Source organism: Chryseobacterium daeguense DSM 19388, from assembly GCF_000430825.1.
In the GTDB taxonomy this organism is placed as follows: Bacteria; Bacteroidota; Bacteroidia; order Flavobacteriales; family Weeksellaceae; genus Chryseobacterium; species Chryseobacterium daeguense.
In genome coordinates this window covers 32,583-50,856 of sequence record NZ_AUMT01000002.1, presented here as the reverse complement: position 1 = coordinate 50,856, position 18,274 = coordinate 32,583, and the positions used below count along the sequence as shown (strand labels likewise).

The following is an 18,274-nucleotide window of genomic DNA, read 5'->3' as shown; positions in this document are numbered from 1 at the left end:
CATGATAAAAAATATAATTAAATCCCTGTTCGTATGTTCGGTTTTCTTAGCCTTTATCGGCTGTGAAGAAGAAATACAGCTTCCGCTCGCTGACGAAAGCGGAAAAATTGTAATCGAAGGTGCAGTAGACGATGCCCCAGGGCCATATTACGTCAGAATTACAAAATCAACAAAAATCACGCAGATAGGCAGTGGGGATTTGTCAACAGGTTATCCTGTTGTAAAAAACGCACAGGTGATTTTGAAAGATAACAACGGGCAGACTGAAAATCTTATCTATTACCAAGATGGATATTACATTACCCAACATTTCACAACAAAGCCAGGAGATATTTATACCCTATCTGTAAAAGTAGATGGAAAAGAATATATGGCTACATCACAAATGCCTAAAAAAGTAAACCTGGATGATCTCAGCTATAAAAAAGTGTCTGACCAATATTTAGATCGTTACTTGATATTACCTGTTTATACCGATCCGGCAGAAAAAGGGAACTATTATAAATTCAAATTAACCACCAGAAGAATCTCTTGGGTAGATGTCATTTTGGATAATGATGATATTGGAAATGGGCAGGTAAATACAAGATATATTTCCCCAGTTATTAATTATTCAAAAAATGATACAATAAATGTAGAAATGCAATGTATTGATAAACCGGTGTTTAATTATTTTAGAGCACTTCCAAATGTTCAATTAAACGGAGATCCAACCGGAGTGCCGCCTGCAAACCCTGTAAGCAATATTAGTAATGGTGCCCTGGGATACTTTTCGGCGTACACTTCTGATGAAAAGCAAATTATTATTCAATAATAAAAATACAATTCAAACTCATGAGAAAAATATTTTTAATTTCGGTTATTACCCTATTTTCCTGCAGTGACGATTCCATGCACACGAATATTGCTCAAGAAGAGGGTCCTAGGCTTAAAATTCCTGTTGTTGTTAATGTTTTATATGAAACAACAAAAGGAAATATATCAGAAGAACAAATAAAATCACAGATTGCTGTTCTGAATGAAGATTATAATGGAAAAAACAAAGATTTTCAGTCGGTTCCTGAAATTTTCTCAAAAAATAAAGCCAGTGTGGGAATAGAGTTTGTCCTTGTAGGAATTAACAGGGCTAAAATGGATGTAGACAAATGGGATGATTCTTCAGCTTATGGAGGCATGAAGGAAACGGCAAGAGGAGGCCTGGATCCTACTGACCCTACAAGAAAATTAAACATCTATGCCGTAGAGCGTTACAAAGATAATTCGGGAGCAGAAGGAATAGGTTTTGCAGATGCTCCGGAAAACATGATGAATCCGAACTTCAACGGAGTGGTGGTGTTATCCAGTGCTTTTGGGCGCACCGGAACTGCTGTGGCACCTTACAATAAAGGAAGGGTAACCGTGCACGAAATTGGGCATTGGCTGGGACTTACCCACCTTTTTAACGGTGATAACGAAGGAGACTGCGTAGATGACGGTATTGATGATACTCCTATACATTCGTCTGATATTCAGGGGAATCCTGCTTTTCCTCATGCCGGAACGTGTGCTTCTGTAGAAATGACGATGAACTATATGTGCATTACAGATGATGTGGCAAGATATATGTTTACCAACGGGCAGAAAAAAGCCATTCTTTCTAAATTTACTCCAGGAAGCGTATGGTCTAAATTTTTGATAAATTAATGAAAAAGAAATCGTTATAGCTCTTTATTATCATCTGAAAAGATCAGTTAATAAAATACCCGAAACTTTTTTGTTTCGGGTATTTTTATATAAAAAATTCAATTATTTAAGAAATAACACCACTTCCTAAAAGCTCTTCGCCAAGATACCATGAAGCAAACTGACCTTCTGCAATGGCAGACTGAGGTTCTTCAAATTCCATATAAAAAGCATCCTCAAACTGATGCAAAGTTGCTTTCTGTAAAGATTGTCTGTATCTTATTCTGCCCATTATTTCCATTGATTCTCCATTTTTTAGGGCTAAATCTTCACGTACCCAGTGCACTTCAGAATTGTCAATTTTCAAAGCTTTTCTGTGCAATCCCGGAAAACTATGGCCTTCTCCTACAAAAAGAATATTGTTTTCCATATCTCTGGAGATAATAAAACAGCTTTCCTTATGCCCGCCGATACCAAGCCCTTTGCTTTGCCCGATGGTGTAAAATTGGGCGCCCTGATGCTTTCCAATCACTTTACCGTCTGCTTTTTTATAATTGATTTTTTGACTTAAATATTCCAATTCTTCTTGTTTTGAAGAAAACTCAGGCTTTTCTTGGGTAAAAAGAGGAGAATCTTTAAAAATTTCCACAATTTCACCTTCTTTCGGAACCAATTGCTGTTGTAAAAACTGAGGAAGACTCACTTTCCCGATAAAGCATAATCCCTGAGAATCCTTTTTATCAGCCGTTACCAAACCTATTTCTTTTGCAATTTCTCTTACCTGAGGTTTTGTAAGTTCGCCAATCGGGAATAGTGCTTTAGATAATTGATCCTGATTGAGTTGGCATAAGAAATATGACTGATCCTTATTGTTATCTTTTCCTGCTAACAGGTGGAAAATTTCCTTGCCATTTTTATTGAAAGTTGAGGTTACTCTTGCATAATGCCCTGTTGCCACTTTATCTGCGCCCAAGGACATTGCCGTCTTCATAAAAACATCGAATTTTACCTCCCTGTTACACAAAACATCAGGGTTCGGAGTTCTTCCTTTTTCATATTCCTCAAACATATAATCTACGATTCTTTCTTTATAAAGATCGCTCATATCGATTACCTGAAAAGGAATTCCCAGCTTTTGCGCGACCATAAGGGCGTCATTACTGTCTTCGATCCACGGGCATTCGTCTTCCAACGTTACCGAGGCATCATTCCAGTTTCTCATAAACAAAGCCACCACTTCATGGCCTTGCTGTTGCAGCAAATATGCTGTAACACTGGAGTCTACACCTCCTGAGAGGCCTACTACTATTTTCATTTTATTCAATTTTACGAAACTCTTAACGGGAGCTCTTAGTTTGACGCGGCAAAAATACAATTAATAAATTCGTAAAAAAACCATAATTTTAAACATTGATAAAAACAATTTATAATGAAAAAATGTATTATTCCGCTGATGCTGCTGATTTCGGCATCAGTATTTTCCCAGGTTTCAATAGGAACAACACCGCAAAACAATAACCGTTGGACTTTTGGAGGAGGTATTGGTTTGGGTTTTGGAAGCAATAGCTCTTTTAGCTTATCTGCTTCTCCAAGAGTTGGTTACAGGCTTACTAATGACCTTGAAGGAGGCGTTGCGGGAAGCATTTCCTGGCAGACGTCTGATTATTACCGTTCTACAATGTTTGGTATAGGGCCTTTTCTTAATTATTATATTGCAAGAACCTTTTATTTAAGTGCTAACTATCAGCATTATTTTATTAATTATAAAGACAAGTTTTATGATTATAAAATGAACACCAACGAAGATGCATTATATCTTGGAGGAGGCTATATGCAGAGAATCGGGAATAATTCTTATATGCAGCTGGGGATTATGTATAATGTTTTGTGGAAAGAAAATTCCAGTATATTTTCCAGCGGCTTGGTTCCTAGTATTGGTTTTGTGGTGGGGCTTTAGAATTTATTTACCACAGATTTCACGGATTTTCACAGATGTTTATGTTTTTGATTTTTTAAAAATATGTGCAATCATCTGTGAAAATCCATGAAATCTGTGGGAAAATTAAAATATTTAAAACGATAAAAATAAAAAAGCATCGAGAAACTCCCGATGCTTTTATTATATTATATTTTTTACTAACTAATTCGAAGACTTTTCAGCTGCCGATTTTTTTGTTTTTGAAGCTTTTCCTACCAAGGCATCTTTCGCCTCATTAAGGTCAAGAACTACGGTTTCTCCTTCATTCAATTGCTTATTTACCAGCATTTCAGCTAATAAATCTTCAATATATTTCTGGATAGCACGTTTTAACGGTCTCGCTCCAAAGTCTTTATCCCAGCCTTTTTCAGAAATAAAGTCTTTCGCTTCTTCAGTTAATTCTACTTTATAACCTAATTTTTCTAGTCTTGTATAAAGTTTATTCAATTCAAGATCAATGATTCTCTTAATATCATCTTTCTCAAGAGAGTTGAAGATCACAATATCATCAATTCTATTTAAGAATTCTGGTGAGAATGCTTTTTTAAGTGCATTTTCAATAGTACTTCTTGCTCTGGAATCTGTACTTGTTTTCTTCGCAGAAGTTCCGAATCCTACACCGTCCCCGAAATCCTTAAGATCTCTTGTACCGATGTTTGAAGTAAGGATAATGATGGTATTTCTAAAGTCAATCTTTCTTCCTAAGCTGTCTGTAACGTGGCCTTCATCAAGGATCTGCAACAGAATATTGAATACATCCGGGTGAGCTTTTTCAATCTCATCCAAAAGAACCACAGCATAAGGTTTTCTTCTTACAGCTTCTGTTAATTGTCCGCCTTCTTCGTATCCTACGTATCCCGGAGGAGCTCCAACTAATCTTGAAACCGCAAATTTTTCCATGTATTCACTCATATCGATTCTGATCAGTGATTCATCAGATTCGAAAAGTTCTCTTGCCATTACCTTCGCCAGCTCAGTTTTACCAACACCGGTTGTTCCTAAGAAAATGAAAGTACCAATCGGACGGTTCGGATCTTTAAGACCAGCTCTGTTTCTTTGAATTGCTTTCACAACTTTTTTCACAGCGTCTTCCTGGCCGATTACTTTTCCGTTCAGGTTGCCATCCATTCCGGCTAACTTATCAAGCTCATTTTTACCAACTTTGGTTACCGGAACACCACTCATCATAGAAACTACTTCCGCTACATTTTCTTCTGTTACGGTTTCTTTCTTCTCTTTTACATCTTTGTCCCACTTATCCTGAGCAGAATTTAACTCCATCTGAAGTCTTTCTTCTTCGTCCTTAAGTTTTCTTGCTTCAAGATAATCCTGAGCTTTTACAGCTTTTTGCTTTAATTCCTTAATATCTTCGATTTTCTTTTCAAAATCAATGATTTCTGTAGGAACTTTCATGTTTTTAATGTAAACACGGGAACCTGCTTCGTCCATTGCATCAATCGCTTTGTCCGGTAAGAAACGGTCTGTGATGTATCTTGATGTCAAATTGACACAGGCTAAGATTGCTTCCGGAGTATAGATTACATTGTGATGCTCTTCATACTTATCTTTAATCTGATTCAAAATCTGAACAGTTTCGTCAATAGAAGTTGGCTCCACCATTACCTTCTGGAATCTTCTTTCCAAAGCTCCGTCCTTCTCGATATACTGACGGTATTCATCCAAAGTAGTAGCTCCGATGCATTGAATCTCACCTCTTGCCAAAGCAGGTTTAAACATATTGGATGCATCTAAGCTTCCGGTAGAACTTCCTGCACCTACAATGGTGTGAAGCTCATCAATGAATAAAATGACATCTCTGTTTTTCTCCAGCTCGGTCATAATCGCCTTCATTCTTTCTTCGAACTGACCACGGTATTTTGTTCCGGCAACTAAACTCGCCAGATCCAAAGTAATCACTCGTTTTCCATAAAGAACTCTGGAAACTTTTTTCTGCTGAATTCTTAATGCTAAACCTTCAGCGATGGCAGATTTACCAACACCCGGCTCACCAATAAGAAGCGGATTGTTTTTCTTTCTTCTTGATAAAATCTGAGAAACCCTCTCAATTTCTTTTTCACGCCCGATTACAGGGTCCAGTTTTCCGTCTCTTGCCAAAGAAGTAAGGTCTCTACCAAAGTTATCCAAAGTAGGAGTTTTACTTTTTGCAGAACCCAGATTTCCTGTAGGCTTTCTCATTTGCTCAAATTCCTCTCTTTCATCATCATCGTCATAAGCGCTCATCTGAGGTGCCTGTCCGGAATTTTTAAGCATAGTCTGATACTCTTTTGAAACTCCTTCATAATCAATATCGTAAGCTCCTAAAATGTTAGAAGTAGGGTCCTCATATTTGTAAAGAATGCCTAAAAGCAGATGAACGGTATTAATCTCATTGCTTTTATATTGTCTGCATTCAAGTTCCGCACGTTTAACGGCGTGATCCGCCATCTTGGTGAAGGAAATATTGGTAACCTCTTCAGAAATAGGATTTAGACTTGCTGTATTTAGAGTTTCAATTTTTCTTCTGATTTGTGTTAAATCCGCATTAAGGTTTTGAAGGATTTCTTTTGCAGAGTTTTCCGTTTTTATAATACCTAAAAGTAGATGTTCTGTATTAAGAAATTCACTTTTCAGCCTTTTAGCTTCGCTTTTGCTTTGTTTGAACACTTGGCTCAAACCTTGTGAAAACTTATAATCCATAATATATCTCATTAGAATAAAGGCAGAGTTGCCATTTATTCATTATCTAAATTACAAATATTTTACCAAAAACCAATTAATGACTTTATGGCAGAAAAAATTTTATTATCTTATTGAAAATGATTAAGTTTGTTAGCCTCAAAATTTTTCTTATGATTCCCGAAATTGCTACTTATATCGGATATTCTGCCTCACTTTTTATTGTGTTGAGCTTCATATTGAAAGATATAAGAAAAATCAGAATTGTAAACATGATAGGATGTATCTGTTTTGTTATTTATGGCATCTTCAGCGGAATGCTCTGGCCTGTAATCATTCCGAACGGACTCATTTGCTTTATACAAATTTACCATCTTCTGGCGGATAAAAAGAAATAATGCACAGGAAAAAGATCATTACATCCGCTTTCAGCAATCTTTATACAGACCAGCGTATAGAAAAGGTTTGCAGAACTTTACATGAAAACGGCTATGATATTGAACTGATAGGAAATGACTGGAACGGCGCAGAAAAAATGTCGCGTCCTTATCCATTTTCGAGAATAAAATTAATTTCTAAAAGTTTAAAAACAGCTTATTTTGAGTTCAACTGGAAGTTATACCAGGAATTAAAGAAAAAAACGGATAAAAATACAATACTTCACGCCAATGACCTGGACGCGCTGCTTCCTAATTATTTAATAGCAAAAAAACTGAATATTCCTTTGGTTTTTGACAGTCATGAAATTTTTTCCGAAATGCCTGCAATTCAGGGCAAAATGTCACAAAAATTGTGGAGATATCTTGAAAAGAAAATTATTCCCAATATCAAATACATGATTACGGCAAGCTCCGGCTATGCCAATTGGTTTAAAAATCGATACGGAATCAATGCTGCTGTTGTACAAAATGCACCCAGAAAATCAGATTTTAATCCAAAGATTCTTAATAATAATCCAAAGATACTTTTATATCAGGGGGTAATTAATCCTTTTAGGGGAATTGACAAGGCTATTCTGGCAATGCACCACTTGGATAATGTTATTTTTAAAATTGCCGGCGATGGTCCCAAAAAGAAAGAATATAAAGCATTTGTTGTCAAAGAAAATCTTCAACAAAAAGTTCAGTTTTTAGGGAAATTATTACCTGAGGAGTTAAGGAAAATCACCATTACGGCAGACTGCGGAATGAGTATTGAAGAAAATGGAGGGGAAAGTTATTTTTACTCTTTGCCAAATAAAGTCTTAGATTGTATCCAGGCACGCGTTCCTTTGATTTTGTCAAATCTTCCTGAAATGCAGAATATTAAATCAAAATTTGATATTGGGGAGATTATCAGCGATCATCAGCCTGAAAATATTGCTGCCGCTATTCAGTCAGTTTTAAATAAGGGAAGAGAAAATTATCAACCGGAATTAGAAAAAGCCGCGAATATTCTTTGTTGGGAAAATGAAGAGGTCAAATTGTTGGAAGTTTTTAAGAGTGCTTCTCGTTGATGAGTTTTTTATCGCAAAGTCACACAATGGATTATATAAAAAGTTACGCTTTTAACGTAAAGGGCGTTTCACCTGACAATGTAAAAACAAATAGATATTCAATCTTGTATTTCGGAAATAAGCGAAGCGCCTTTGTTTATCCTAAAATATTTTCAAACCTAACTATAGGCCTTTGTATATCCTTGCGATTATTCAAAAGATCATTAAATCTCTTTCATATTAAATGAGTATTAAATTATCTTTTTTAAATTGGCTATCTTTGCAGAAAGAAATTAGTTAAAAATGACCATTAAAGAAAAACAGCAGGAAATAATCGACGAGTTTGCGTTTCTTGAAGATTGGGAGCAGAAGTATGAATATATTATTGATCTTGGAAAGGAATTAAAAGGACTTTCTGATGATAAAAAAACTGACGAAAATCTTATCAAGGGCTGCCAAAGCAAAGTGTGGATTGATGCTGAGTTCAAAGATGGAAAACTCTTCTTCAATGCAGATTCCGACGGTATTTTGCCGAAAGGAATCGTTTCTCTTCTGGTAAGCATATACAGTGGTCATTCTACCCAGGAAATTTTGGATTCTGATTTTGATTTTATCTCTGAAATCGGGCTTCAGGAGTTTCTCTCTCCTTCAAGAGCCAATGGTCTGATGGCCATGACTAAGCAAATTAAATTTTACGCAGTTGCTTATCAGTTGAAATCATAGTGACAAGAATTTTAGCATATCGTTTTTCCGCTTTTGGTGATGTTGCAATGACGGCACCGGTTTTCCGTGAATTTCTGGAACAGAATCCTGATGTGGAAATTGTAATGGTTTCAAGGAAAAATTTTGAAAGCTTATTTGCTGATATCCCGAATGTTATATTTAAAGGAATAAACCTTGACGATTACAAGGGCTTTTTTGGATTAAACAGATTAGCAAATGAATTGATAAAAGAATTTAAGCCGGATTTAATTGCAAACCTTCACGATGTTATCCGTACAAAAGTTTTGGATAAAATTTACAGAAGCAAAGGGCTTAAAGTATTTAAAATCAATAAAGGAAAAGAAGAAAAAGAGCATTTGACGGATATTTGGAACCTGAATAAATCTCAATTAAGAAGAACAGTAGAGCGGTATGCCGATGTTTTTCGTGAAATGGGCTTTAAGGTTCAGTTGTCACATCAGTTAAGGCCAGCTTCTAAAGAGCGTTCAGGAATTGGTTTTGCGCCTTTTGCCCAGCATAAAGGGAAAATGCTTCCTTTGGAAAAATCCTATGAATTGGTGAGAATTCTGGCTCAAAAACATACAATTTACTTTTTTGGAGGCGGAAAGCAGGAGGTGGAAACACTGGAAAAATGGCAGCATGAAATTCCAAATACAATAAGTCTGGCAGGGAAGTTAAACCTTTCAGAAGAGTTGAACAAAATTTCTGAGCTGGAACTGATGATATCAATGGATTCTGCCAATATGCATTTAGCGAGCCTTATGGGTACAAGATGTGTTTCTATTTGGGGACAGACGCATCCGTACGCCGGATTTTTAGGCTTCGGGCAAAGTGAAGATGATGTGGTTCAGGTAAAAGACCTGAGCTGCAGACCCTGTTCTGTTTTCGGGGACAAAGAATGCTTCCGCGGAGACTGGGCTTGCCTGGAAGAGCTTAATATTCAGAAAATTGTAGATAAAGTTCATCGTATTAAATTATAAATTTTAGTTCGCTGCACAATATTTTAAGACATTTAAAAAAAGGAATTATGAAAACACTTAAAAAAATAGGAGCGGTTTTAATCGTAAGTTTATTTCTGGCTTCTTGTGTTGGACTTAAGCCTAACGGTAACAAAGGTCTTCCTTCGGGACAGGTGAAAAAGGTTACCGGGTCAAAATCAGCCCAACCTTATGCTCCCGGTCAGTAGAAATAAGACATATAAAAAACCGTAACAGTGTTGCGGTTTCTTTTTGCATAAAAAAATCTCCCTTAAAAAAGAGAGATTTTTGTGGGTCCTGAGGGATTCGAACCCCCGACCCTCTGGGTGTAAACCAGATGCTCTGAACCAACTGAGCTAAGAACCCGAATTTTTTTGAAAGGTTTCGTTTCCTTTTCTGTGGGTCCTGAGGGATTCGAACCCCCGACCCTCTGGGTGTAAACCAGATGCTCTGAACCAACTGAGCTAAGAACCCTCTTTATCGTTGTTTTCTCGATTAGAGTGGTGCAAATATACGACTTATTCGGAAACTTGCAAATTTTTTTCTAAAAATTCTCCCACTACGAAATTGCTTCCGCCGATAAAAATCATTTCGTCATTTGTACATTCCTCTTTTGCAGAAAGATAGGCTTCCTGAACGGAATTAAAAATTTTATAAGAAATTTTTGCCTCAATCAGTAAGTTTTCATAATCTTCCGGATGTCTGCCACGATGGATAGACGGTTTTGCAAAATAAAACTCAGAATTTTCCGGCAGAATTTTCATCACTTCATCGATCTTTTTATCATTCACAAATCCCAGAATGATGTGCTTGTGCTTATCAATTGAGTTCAGCTGTGAGAAAACCTGTTCTAATCCGGCCTGATTATGCCCCGTATCACAAATCGTCAGCGGGGTTTTTGAAAATTCGAACCACCGGCCGATGAAGCCGGTATTTTGATGAACATTCAACAGGCCTTTTTCAATGTTTTGATCGGAAATTGTATAGTTTAGTTTTCTTAATTCTTCAATTAAGCCTAAAACAACTTTAATATTTTTCTTTTGATAATTCCCTTTTAAATCAGATTTTAAATCAGTTTCAATTAAAGTGGCATCAATAAACGGAGCTTTTTCCTTCTCTGCTTTCTTTTTGATGATATTTGTAACCAAATCATTGTCATCTCCTGAAATGATGGGGATGTTATTTTTAATGATTCCTGCTTTTTCGCCGGCAATTTCCTCAAGGGTATCTCCTAAAATATTCTGATGATCCAGCTGAACATTAGTAATTGCCGAAACCAGAGGCTTAATGATATTGGTAGAATCCAGCCTTCCTCCCAAACCGACTTCGATAATGGCAAAATCCACTTTCTGCTGATAAAAATATTCAAACGCCATAATGGTTGTAAATTCAAAAAAAGAAGGACGGATATCTTCAGGAAGATTTTTTAATTTTTGAATAAACTGATAGACAAATTCTTTATCACAGTTTTTGCCATTTACTTTTATGCGTTCCGTAAAATCAATAAGATGCGGTGAGTTATATAAACCGGTTTTAAAGCCTGATTCTTGTAAAACAGACGCCAGCATATTGCTTGAAGAACCCTTTCCGTTGGTACCTCCAATGTGGATGCATTTTATTTTATCCTGCGGGTTTCCGAAGAACTCACAAAGCCTTGTGATGTTTTCCAGTCCCGGTTTGTATGCCTTCTGACCATCTATCTGGTAATTCGGAGCCTGTACGAAAAGCCATTCTACGGCCTCCTGATATTGTTGGTTTGTCATGATGCAAAATTCTCAAAAGTTTAATTAAAATGAAACAATAATTTTTGGAAACTGTAACTTTTTTATATTTGGCTCGTCTAATTGGATAAAATCATTATATGAAAAAAGTTTTGACTATTATTTTGGGATTATCTTGCCTGGCTGTCAATGCCCAGAAAAAGTGGTCTTTGAGAGAATGTGTAGACTATGCCACGAAGCATAATCTTCAGGTGATCCAAAATGAATATTCGAAACAAATGCAGGATCTGAACCTTAAGATCGCGAAGAAAAATTATCTCCCGTCTGTATCTGCAAGCGTAGGAAACACGGTAAGCTTCGGGCAGGCTTCTTTGGGGACGGGGAGTATCAGAAATGACCGTTTTGGAAATAGTGCCAACCTTGGTGCTGATATTTTGGTTTATAATAATGGCAGGCTTGAAAAAACCATCAGAAAAACAGAATTTGATGTAGAAGCCAGCCAGTATGATATTGAAACCATTAAAAATGATATTTCGCTTCAGATTGCACAGCAATATTTAACGACTTTATTGAATAAGGAAATTGTAAAAATTTCCCAGGCTGCTGTTGAAAATGCCCAAAAGCAATATGACAGGTCAAAAATCACAACCGAAGTAGGAACAACAGCACAAACGGTTTTAGCAGAGGCAGAAGCGGGTCTTGCAAGAGAGAAGCAAAACCTTAAAACTGCTGAAATTAATGTGGGAAGAAGTTTATTTGCTTTGGCTCAACTTTTACAATTACAGGAATACAAAGATTTTGATGTAGAAGATGTAGATGTTCCGGATCAGCTTGCGCCACAGCTGAAATCTGTTGATGAGGTTTTAACAACAGCTTATGAAACCCAGCCACAGGTAAAAGCAGCCGAAAGCAGGATCCGATCTGCAGAAGCCCAGACTGAGGTTACAAAAACGGCTTTTTGGCCTACGGTTACGGCAAATGCGGGAATCGGAAGTTTTTACAATAATATTTTAACGAGATATGATCAATTCGGTAACCCGATTATTGATCCTACATTTTTTAGCCAGTACAATGATAATTTTGGACAAAATTTAGGAATTTCCATTAATATTCCTATTTTTAATAAAGGAATCACGAAGCTTCAGGTAGAGCAGGCTAAACTGAGTGAAAATATTGCAAAAACAACTTTACTGCAGCAGAAACAAGCCGTAAGAGAGAACGTTCAGAAAGCGCAGTTTGACGTTGATGCCAATTATGAGATTTATTTATCTGCAGTTCAGGCGGAAAAAAGTACAAAGCTGGCTCTGGATTTTGCGGATAAAAGCTATGCAGCAGGGAGATCCACAATCTATGATGTAAATATTGCAAGAAACAACTACGCAAACGCACAGGGTTCTGTGGCTCAGGCTAAATATAATTATCTTTTCAGTTTAAAATTATTGAATTTCTATTCGGGAGTTCCGTTAAGTTTGTAAAATGTCTATTCAATCCTTAGAAAAATATTTACCTCAAAATACATTACAATACTTAAAAATCTGGTTTGCAGATTATTATATCCATATAAAGATCACAAGAAACAGGGATTCCAAATTGGGGGATTACCGTAAACTTCCGGATAATTCTCACGAAATCACCATTAATTCTACGTTGGTTCCGGAGCTTTTTTTCTTTGTGCTTACTCATGAGCTGGCTCATCTTATCGCCTTTGAAAAATATGGCAGAAGAATCTCTCCTCACGGTAACGAGTGGAAAGAAACCTTCCGCCGGATGCTCTTACAAAGCCTTGATATTTATGAAGAAAAACTAAGGCCCATTATTGTAAAATTTTCAAAATCTCCGAAAGCAAATTTCATGGCAAGCCCGGATTTGGTTAAATATTTTCACATTGAAAAACAAGATGATACCCTTCAGTTTATTGAAAAGCTACAAAAAGGTGATTTCTTTATTTATCGAAATGAGAAGTATTTATTAGAAGGTCTGATTAAAAAAAACTATCTTTGTAAGAACCTGGCTACGGGAAGGAAGTATTCTTTCAAGCCTTTGGCGAGGGTAGAAAAATGCACTTAAAAATGTCAAAATCAGATAGATATTGCGTGATTATGGCAGGAGGAATCGGCAGTAGATTCTGGCCTATGAGTACGCAAAAATTTCCGAAACAGTTTCAGGATATTTTAGGAGTTGGGCGCACAATGATTCAGCAGACCTATGACAGGATCAGCAAAATCATTCCCAATGAAAATATATTTGTTATTACTAACAAAGAATATGTTGATCTATCTCATCAGCAGCTGCCGGAAATCCCTCAGGATAATATTGTGGGAGAGCCTCTTCTGAAAAATACGGCGCCCTGCAATCTTTATATGGCCAATAAAATAGCCGAAATAGATCCGAATGCAACGATGATTGTATTACCTGCAGATCATTTGATTTTAAAAGAACAGACCTTCCTTGAAAAAGTAGAGCTTGCTTTTGACCTTGCTTCAAAAAATGATTATTTGGTAACATTAGGTATTACGCCTACCAGACCGGATACGGGCTATGGATATATTCAGTTTGTTGATAAACATGATTCTGATCATTATAAAGTAAAAACTTTTACGGAAAAACCAATGCTGGAGCTTGCAAAAAGCTTTCTGGAAAGCGGAGATTTCCTTTGGAATGCAGGGATTTTTATCTGGAATGTAAAAAGTATCCATCATGCTTTTGAAATGTATCTCCCGGAGATGACACAGCATTTTATGGCTTGTGAATACAATGCAGGTAGTGAAAAAAGCTGTATAGAGCTTATTTATCCAAAGGTTCAGAAAATTTCTATCGATAACGGAATTTTGGAAAAGGCAAAAAATGTTTACGTAATTCCTGCAGATTTAGGCTGGAGCGATCTCGGAACATGGACTTCTGTTTATGAAAACACCGAAAAAGATGAGAATGGAAATGCAGTAAAGCTGAAACATATTCTCACCTATAATTCCAAAGGAAATGTTATCAGATTGAAAAACAGCAATAAAGCGGTGATTATCGATGGTCTGGAAAATTATATCATTGTAGATACAGAAAAAGCACTGCTCATCTGCCCAAGAGATCATGATCAGCTTATCAAGGATTATGTTCTGGATTTGAAGAGCCTGAAGAAGGGGGATAAATTCATGTAAAATAATTGGTACACTTTCTGCGTTCTCTAAGGTATGATGAAATTTAAATTTAAGATCAGTGTAAGCATTTTCATGCTGTTGGGAATACTTTCATATTCTCAGGAAAAAAAGCAGTTTTCGAGTGTTTCCAATATATTACAGAATATTATTCCGAATATAAAAACAACTTCCTGGATGCTGATTCACAGCAGTTACGGAAAGGATCAGATCGTAAAGCAGTCGGGACCGAAAATAGATTATACTTCACAGCCATCGGGTTTTAATGTGGGGGTAACTGAGCCAGACGAGTTTTATTATATCGTTTACGCTTCAGGAGGAAAAACAGAGCATGTTACAACCCTTGAAGGCCTGAAAACGTTTATCGGGAAAATAGATGATGTTGAAGAAGCAGCAATTGCAGCGGCTGTGGATGGCTATATGGTGGATGAAGAATTCAAAGATCTGGCAGGAAATTATTATGATGATAAAACCAATTATTACCTTGGTCTGGGAAAGCTGACATCTAAAGAATGCCCTTATCAGAAGAAACACTTCACACTGACGGTCAATAAAGCTTCAGGAAATATCACGGATATCAAAGATAATGGGTCTTATATTGAGCTTTACAATAAAAAATGCACCAATAACCCGAGACTTCTGAAAATAGAAAAAAAGGAAGAACCGAAAGATGAACCTAAAAAACCAACAAGAAAACGAAGATAATTTCTACGAAACAGAACGTTTATTCCTGCGTCCCATGTCTCTGGAAGACGGAGCCTTTATCCTTGATCTGTACAACAGGCCAAAATTTATACAATTTATAGGAGATCGTTATATAAAAACAGTTCCTGATGCGGAAAATTATATCAAAAATAAATTCCTGCCGCAGTTTGAAAGGCTGGGCTACGGGAATTATTTAATGATAACCAAAGAAGGAAACCACAAAATAGGAGGGGTGGGAATTTTTGAAAGAGAAGGGCTGGATGTAGTGGATATAGGATTTTCTTTACTGGATGAATTTGAAGGGAAAGGCTATGCCTATGAAGCTGCTTTAAAGGTAAAATCAATCGGGATGGATGATTTTGGGTTAAAAAAACTCTCCGCCATTACCACAAAAGATAATCATTCTTCACAAAAATTAATTGAAAAGCTAGGTTTAAAATTCCAGAAATTTGTTACGATTCCCGGCGATACCGAGGAATTGATGTATTTCGAAACGGAATAAATTGAAACAATAATTTCACAAATATTTTCACGAATATCACTAATAATAGTGCATTTAGTGAAAATATCTGTGCTTTTCGTGTTAATTATCCTTCCAAAATCTGCCCTGCTGCAGTTTTTGAGGTTACTTTTTCTATAACCCTTGTACAAACGCCCTGTTCATCAAAGATAAAAGTAGTTCGTACAATTCCCATATACGTTTTCCCAAAGGTCGTTTTTTCCTGCCAAACCCCGAATTTTTCAATAATATCTCGGTTTTCATCAGCAATAAGATCATAGGGAAAAGCAAATTTACTGTGGAAATTCTTTTGTTTTTTTACAGAATCACCACTGATTCCCAACAGCTGAAATCCGGCTTTCTTTAGTTTAGAATAATTATCGCTCAAATTACATGCTTCCACCGTACAGGTTGGAGTATTGGCTTGCGGATAAAAGAAGATCACAAGCTTTTTTCCGATTAATTTTTCCGATTTTACCGTTTCTCCATCCTGATTTATTCCTTCAAATTCCGGTAATTGGTCTCCAACTTTCAACATAATAAATTATTTTTGCTCAAATTTAAGGGTTACATGACAAAAAAGCAAAGAGCAGCGCTTGTTCAGGAAGAATTAGAAAAATTATATCCGGAAGTTCCCATTCCGTTGGATCATACGGACGCCTATACTTTGATGGTTGCGGTGGCATTATCTGCACAGACAACGGATAAGAAAGTGAATCAGGTGACTCCCAGACTCTTTGAAGTCGCGGGAACACCTGAAAAAATGGGCAGGCTTGAAGTGGAAGAAATTAGGGAACTGATCAAAGAAATCGGGCTTTCCAATACCAAAGCAAAAAATTTAAAAAGAATGGCAGAGCTGCTTTTGGAAAGGCATAATGGGGTAGTTCCTCAGACTTATGAAGAACTGGAAGCTCTTCCCGGAGTGGGGCATAAAACCGCTTCCGTGGTGATGAGCCAGGGCTTCGGCTTTCCTGCTTTTCCGGTTGATACGCACATTCACCGGTTAATGACACAATGGAAGCTCACGTCCGGAAAAAACGTCGTAGAAACCGAAAAAGACGCCAAAGCAATCTGGCCGGAAAGTGTATGGAATAAGCTTCATCTTCAGATCATTTTCTACGGAAGGGAATATTCTCCCGCCAGAGGAAAAGGTGAGAAAGATTTTATTACTAAAAAGATGTTTGAGAAATAGAGAGCCGATTATTTTGTTTCCAAAAACAAGTATAAAGACTCTATTTTTCCGTTTTTAATAAGCGCAATGTCTGTACCCGCGGCTACTGGAGCACTTCCTTTGCTTCCGAGATGCCAACTTATTTTCTGTAGGTTATGGTTTATTTTCGGATCTTCTTTAATGGTAAATTCAAAATCTGAAGGCCAGTCTTTTTGCAAATTTTGAATAAGATTGTTAATAGATTCATGTCCTGTAATAGGTTCGCTATTATTGTCTTCGTAAAATTTGATGTCAGATGAGTAGATTTTATCCATCAGAATAAGTCTTTCAGCTGCATTACGATTGTTCCAGATCAGCAATAAGCTGTCTTTTAAAAGAATTGATGTGCTCATAATAATTAATTTAAGATTGTTTTTGAATAATGATTATTAAAATTTATAAGGACAAAATTATCATTAGTTGTAAGCTCAGCCAATGACATTTATTAAGAAATAGCATTGATATTTGTCAATGAAATACTGAAACTTATTTGAATTAAATATCCAGCAATCTCCTGTGATAATTAATCTGTCCCAAATGGTATTCCAGATGGCCAATAAGATGAATAAGAAAATAGTCCGTAGTCATAGGATAACCTAAAGCCTGCACCGGAAATTCTTTCCCCAAATCATCAGGAGACAAATTATCAAGAGAAGAATTTACCACTTCAATTGTCTTTTCGATTTGCCCGATTAATTCTGCTCTTGGAATGTTTTTTAATGAAAATTCAAGGTCACGATTTCTGATATATCCGGAATTTCCCAAAATGGCTCCCAAAAAATGGTTGAGGTTACCAACCAAATGAAGGCAGAGATTTCCTGCGGAATTTAAGATGTTCTTATCAACTTTCCAGATGATATCTTCATTCTTATAGGCTTCAATTTCTGTTTTTAGTTTATTTAAATCTCTTGTGAAAAGGGATTTCAGGCTTTCTGCTAACATTTTTCTATAAATTATTGATGTTAATAATTATGAACTAATAAAACCACAAAAAATAATTGTGTGACTTTAATAGCTTAATGCGGAATTTCCTCAACCAGAATTTCATTTCCAGCTTTGTCGTAATACGTACAGGTAAATTGATCAAGGTTTACAAACCACCTTTCAATTCCTGTTTCTGCACAGTCCCGGCAAAATTTCATATAATCTGTTTCCCCTCTTTGATGCCTTTTCAACGATTGAATAAACTTTTCTTTATCAGAACTCCCGGAAATTATCAAATCATCGTACTGAGCATCAGAGGTCGTTTTGAAGTCATTATCTCCAAAGTATTCTGTATGGCTGTCTTTCACCCAGGTTTCGAAAGCTTTTACTCCCAATTTTTTAATCTCCCTAATATAATTTGGAAAATCCGCACCCGTTTTTACTTTACTGTGGGCGTTTTCGATTTGTTCTACTGTAAACATTTTTTCGATGTATTTTGTGTTTAATTTAAAATTAATTTGAAAGATTCTTCGACTTCACTAAGGATGGCAACGCTAATATTAACTGTGCAGTATG

The 18,274-nt window shown here is 36.4% G+C and carries 21 protein-coding genes and 2 tRNA genes; 14 read left to right on the top strand and 9 right to left on the bottom strand.

The window, feature by feature from the left end; all coding sequences use genetic code 11:
• Window position 1: 1 nt before the first annotated feature.
• Complete coding sequence (locus tag H560_RS0102670; RefSeq protein WP_051289116.1) at window positions 2-814, top strand: DUF4249 domain-containing protein; 813 nt, start codon at window positions 2-4, stop codon at window positions 812-814.
• A 20-nt stretch (window positions 815-834) separates the two neighbouring features.
• A complete protein-coding gene (locus H560_RS20985) occupies window positions 835-1,683 on the top strand; it encodes a M43 family zinc metalloprotease (protein ID WP_081413914.1) in 849 nt (282 codons plus the stop codon).
• Between the two features lie 106 nt (window positions 1,684-1,789).
• Here the strand turns inward: H560_RS20985 and mnmA are convergent, their stop codons facing one another.
• Window positions 1,790-2,977, bottom strand: coding sequence for a tRNA 2-thiouridine(34) synthase MnmA (gene mnmA, locus H560_RS0102655; protein ID WP_027378609.1), 1,188 nt, complete (start codon window positions 2,975-2,977; stop codon window positions 1,790-1,792).
• Between the two features lie 114 nt (window positions 2,978-3,091).
• On the opposite strand from mnmA, the gene H560_RS0102650 reads away from it, so the two are divergent.
• Window positions 3,092-3,619, top strand: a complete 528-nt coding sequence (locus H560_RS0102650) for a hypothetical protein (protein ID WP_027378608.1) — start codon at window positions 3,092-3,094, stop codon at window positions 3,617-3,619.
• Between the two features lie 183 nt (window positions 3,620-3,802).
• On the opposite strand, the gene H560_RS0102645 is transcribed toward H560_RS0102650, so the two are convergent.
• On the bottom strand, window positions 3,803-6,337 hold the full coding sequence (locus H560_RS0102645) for an ATP-dependent Clp protease ATP-binding subunit (RefSeq protein WP_027378607.1): 2,535 nt from the start codon (window positions 6,335-6,337) through the stop codon (window positions 3,803-3,805).
• A 152-nt stretch (window positions 6,338-6,489) separates the two neighbouring features.
• Here H560_RS0102645 and H560_RS0102640 point away from each other — a divergent pair, with 152 nt between their 5' ends.
• The 5 genes from H560_RS0102640 (at window position 6,490) to H560_RS23160 (ending at window position 9,699) form a co-directional block, all read left to right on the top strand.
• Entirely contained in the window at window positions 6,490-6,714 is a 225-nt protein-coding gene (locus tag H560_RS0102640) for a hypothetical protein (RefSeq protein ID WP_027378606.1), read from the top strand.
• Window positions 6,714-7,811, top strand: coding sequence for a glycosyltransferase (locus H560_RS0102635; RefSeq protein ID WP_027378605.1), 1,098 nt, complete (start codon window positions 6,714-6,716; stop codon window positions 7,809-7,811). Before H560_RS0102640 ends, H560_RS0102635 begins: the two co-directional genes overlap by 1 nt.
• Window positions 7,812-8,093: 282 nt before the next feature.
• Window positions 8,094-8,513: a SufE family protein gene (locus H560_RS0102630; protein ID WP_027378604.1), complete on the top strand. Its 420-nt coding sequence runs from the start codon at window positions 8,094-8,096 to the stop codon at window positions 8,511-8,513.
• Window positions 8,513-9,493: a glycosyltransferase family 9 protein gene (locus H560_RS0102625; RefSeq protein ID WP_027378603.1), complete on the top strand. Its 981-nt coding sequence runs from the start codon at window positions 8,513-8,515 to the stop codon at window positions 9,491-9,493. Before H560_RS0102630 ends, H560_RS0102625 begins: the two co-directional genes overlap by 1 nt.
• Before the next feature lie 47 nt (window positions 9,494-9,540).
• Window positions 9,541-9,699, top strand: coding sequence for a hypothetical protein (locus H560_RS23160; protein ID WP_169725961.1), 159 nt, complete (start codon window positions 9,541-9,543; stop codon window positions 9,697-9,699).
• An 82-nt stretch (window positions 9,700-9,781) separates the two neighbouring features.
• Here H560_RS23160 and H560_RS0102615 read toward each other — a convergent pair.
• The 3 genes from H560_RS0102615 to H560_RS0102605 all read right to left on the bottom strand — a co-directional run bounded on the left by H560_RS0102615 (window position 9,782) and on the right by H560_RS0102605 (window position 11,253).
• Window positions 9,782-9,856 (bottom strand) — tRNA-Val (locus H560_RS0102615).
• A gap of 33 nt (window positions 9,857-9,889) precedes the next feature.
• Window positions 9,890-9,964, bottom strand: a tRNA-Val gene (locus H560_RS0102610).
• A gap of 44 nt (window positions 9,965-10,008) precedes the next feature.
• Window positions 10,009-11,253, bottom strand: a complete 1,245-nt coding sequence (locus H560_RS0102605) for a bifunctional folylpolyglutamate synthase/dihydrofolate synthase (RefSeq protein WP_027378602.1) — start codon at window positions 11,251-11,253, stop codon at window positions 10,009-10,011.
• Between the two features lie 98 nt (window positions 11,254-11,351).
• Between H560_RS0102605 and H560_RS0102600 the strand changes: the two genes are divergently transcribed.
• From H560_RS0102600 to H560_RS0102580, 5 genes are read left to right on the top strand one after another with little or no spacing between them, the layout of a single operon-like run.
• Entirely contained in the window at window positions 11,352-12,686 is a 1,335-nt protein-coding gene (locus H560_RS0102600) for a TolC family protein (protein ID WP_027378601.1), read from the top strand.
• Between the two features lies 1 nt (window position 12,687).
• The gene (locus H560_RS0102595; protein WP_027378600.1) at window positions 12,688-13,278 is read left to right on the top strand and encodes a SprT-like domain-containing protein; all 591 of its coding nucleotides are present in this window, start codon (window positions 12,688-12,690) and stop codon (window positions 13,276-13,278) included.
• A gap of 2 nt (window positions 13,279-13,280) precedes the next feature.
• The gene (locus H560_RS0102590) at window positions 13,281-14,363 is read left to right on the top strand and encodes a mannose-1-phosphate guanylyltransferase (protein ID WP_027378599.1); all 1,083 of its coding nucleotides are present in this window, start codon (window positions 13,281-13,283) and stop codon (window positions 14,361-14,363) included.
• Between the two features lie 33 nt (window positions 14,364-14,396).
• Window positions 14,397-15,065, top strand: a complete 669-nt coding sequence (locus tag H560_RS0102585; RefSeq protein WP_027378598.1) for a hypothetical protein — start codon at window positions 14,397-14,399, stop codon at window positions 15,063-15,065.
• Complete coding sequence (locus H560_RS0102580) at window positions 15,031-15,567, top strand: GNAT family N-acetyltransferase (RefSeq protein ID WP_051289112.1); 537 nt, start codon at window positions 15,031-15,033, stop codon at window positions 15,565-15,567. The genes H560_RS0102585 and H560_RS0102580 overlap by 35 nt, the downstream gene beginning before the upstream one ends.
• A gap of 85 nt (window positions 15,568-15,652) precedes the next feature.
• Here the strand turns inward: H560_RS0102580 and bcp are convergent, their stop codons facing one another.
• On the bottom strand, window positions 15,653-16,102 hold the full coding sequence (bcp, locus tag H560_RS0102575) for a thioredoxin-dependent thiol peroxidase (RefSeq protein ID WP_027378596.1): 450 nt from the start codon (window positions 16,100-16,102) through the stop codon (window positions 15,653-15,655).
• Between the two features lie 33 nt (window positions 16,103-16,135).
• On the opposite strand from bcp, the gene H560_RS0102570 reads away from it, so the two are divergent.
• The gene (locus H560_RS0102570) at window positions 16,136-16,756 is read left to right on the top strand and encodes an endonuclease III domain-containing protein (RefSeq protein WP_027378595.1); all 621 of its coding nucleotides are present in this window, start codon (window positions 16,136-16,138) and stop codon (window positions 16,754-16,756) included.
• Window positions 16,757-16,764: 8 nt separating this feature from the next.
• Here H560_RS0102570 and H560_RS0102565 read toward each other — a convergent pair whose 3' ends face one another.
• The 3 genes from H560_RS0102565 to H560_RS0102555 form a co-directional block, all read right to left on the bottom strand.
• Window positions 16,765-17,127, bottom strand: a complete 363-nt coding sequence (locus tag H560_RS0102565; RefSeq protein ID WP_228372405.1) for a hypothetical protein — start codon at window positions 17,125-17,127, stop codon at window positions 16,765-16,767.
• A 142-nt stretch (window positions 17,128-17,269) separates the two neighbouring features.
• On the bottom strand, window positions 17,270-17,716 hold the full coding sequence (locus tag H560_RS0102560; protein ID WP_027378593.1) for a DinB family protein: 447 nt from the start codon (window positions 17,714-17,716) through the stop codon (window positions 17,270-17,272).
• A 74-nt stretch (window positions 17,717-17,790) separates the two neighbouring features.
• Window positions 17,791-18,180 (bottom strand): DUF1398 domain-containing protein, encoded by a 390-nt coding sequence (locus H560_RS0102555; RefSeq protein WP_027378592.1) that lies wholly within the window; start codon window positions 18,178-18,180, stop codon window positions 17,791-17,793.
• Between the last annotated feature and the right edge of the window lie 94 nt (window positions 18,181-18,274).

Bases quoted from the DNA above. Each gene is read 5' to 3' on its own strand.
- H560_RS0102565 (WP_228372405.1), bottom strand. From the start codon at position 17,127: ATGAGCACATCAATTCTTTTAAAAGACAGCTTATTGCTGATCTGGAAC.
- H560_RS0102635 (WP_027378605.1), top strand. From the start codon at position 6,714: ATGCACAGGAAAAAGATCATTACATCCGCTTTCAGCAATCTTTATACA.
- H560_RS0102650 (WP_027378608.1), top strand. From the start codon at position 3,092: ATGAAAAAATGTATTATTCCGCTGATGCTGCTGATTTCGGCATCAGTA.
- H560_RS0102555 (WP_027378592.1), bottom strand. From the start codon at position 18,180: ATGTTTACAGTAGAACAAATCGAAAACGCCCACAGTAAAGTAAAAACG.
- H560_RS0102570 (WP_027378595.1), top strand. From the start codon at position 16,136: ATGACAAAAAAGCAAAGAGCAGCGCTTGTTCAGGAAGAATTAGAAAAA.
- H560_RS0102605 (WP_027378602.1), bottom strand. From the start codon at position 11,253: ATGACAAACCAACAATATCAGGAGGCCGTAGAATGGCTTTTCGTACAG.
- H560_RS0102670 (WP_051289116.1), top strand. From the start codon at position 2: ATGATAAAAAATATAATTAAATCCCTGTTCGTATGTTCGGTTTTCTTA.
- H560_RS0102580 (WP_051289112.1), top strand. From the start codon at position 15,031: ATGAACCTAAAAAACCAACAAGAAAACGAAGATAATTTCTACGAAACA.
- H560_RS0102560 (WP_027378593.1), bottom strand. From the start codon at position 17,716: ATGTTAGCAGAAAGCCTGAAATCCCTTTTCACAAGAGATTTAAATAAA.
- H560_RS0102645 (WP_027378607.1), bottom strand. From the start codon at position 6,337: ATGGATTATAAGTTTTCACAAGGTTTGAGCCAAGTGTTCAAACAAAGC.
- H560_RS23160 (WP_169725961.1), top strand. From the start codon at position 9,541: ATGAAAACACTTAAAAAAATAGGAGCGGTTTTAATCGTAAGTTTATTT.
- H560_RS0102640 (WP_027378606.1), top strand. From the start codon at position 6,490: ATGATTCCCGAAATTGCTACTTATATCGGATATTCTGCCTCACTTTTT.
- mnmA (WP_027378609.1), bottom strand. From the start codon at position 2,977: ATGAAAATAGTAGTAGGCCTCTCAGGAGGTGTAGACTCCAGTGTTACA.
- H560_RS0102600 (WP_027378601.1), top strand. From the start codon at position 11,352: ATGAAAAAAGTTTTGACTATTATTTTGGGATTATCTTGCCTGGCTGTC.
- H560_RS0102630 (WP_027378604.1), top strand. From the start codon at position 8,094: ATGACCATTAAAGAAAAACAGCAGGAAATAATCGACGAGTTTGCGTTT.
- H560_RS0102595 (WP_027378600.1), top strand. From the start codon at position 12,688: ATGTCTATTCAATCCTTAGAAAAATATTTACCTCAAAATACATTACAA.
- H560_RS20985 (WP_081413914.1), top strand. From the start codon at position 835: ATGAGAAAAATATTTTTAATTTCGGTTATTACCCTATTTTCCTGCAGT.
- H560_RS0102585 (WP_027378598.1), top strand. From the start codon at position 14,397: ATGATGAAATTTAAATTTAAGATCAGTGTAAGCATTTTCATGCTGTTG.
- bcp (WP_027378596.1), bottom strand. From the start codon at position 16,102: ATGTTGAAAGTTGGAGACCAATTACCGGAATTTGAAGGAATAAATCAG.
- H560_RS0102590 (WP_027378599.1), top strand. From the start codon at position 13,281: ATGTCAAAATCAGATAGATATTGCGTGATTATGGCAGGAGGAATCGGC.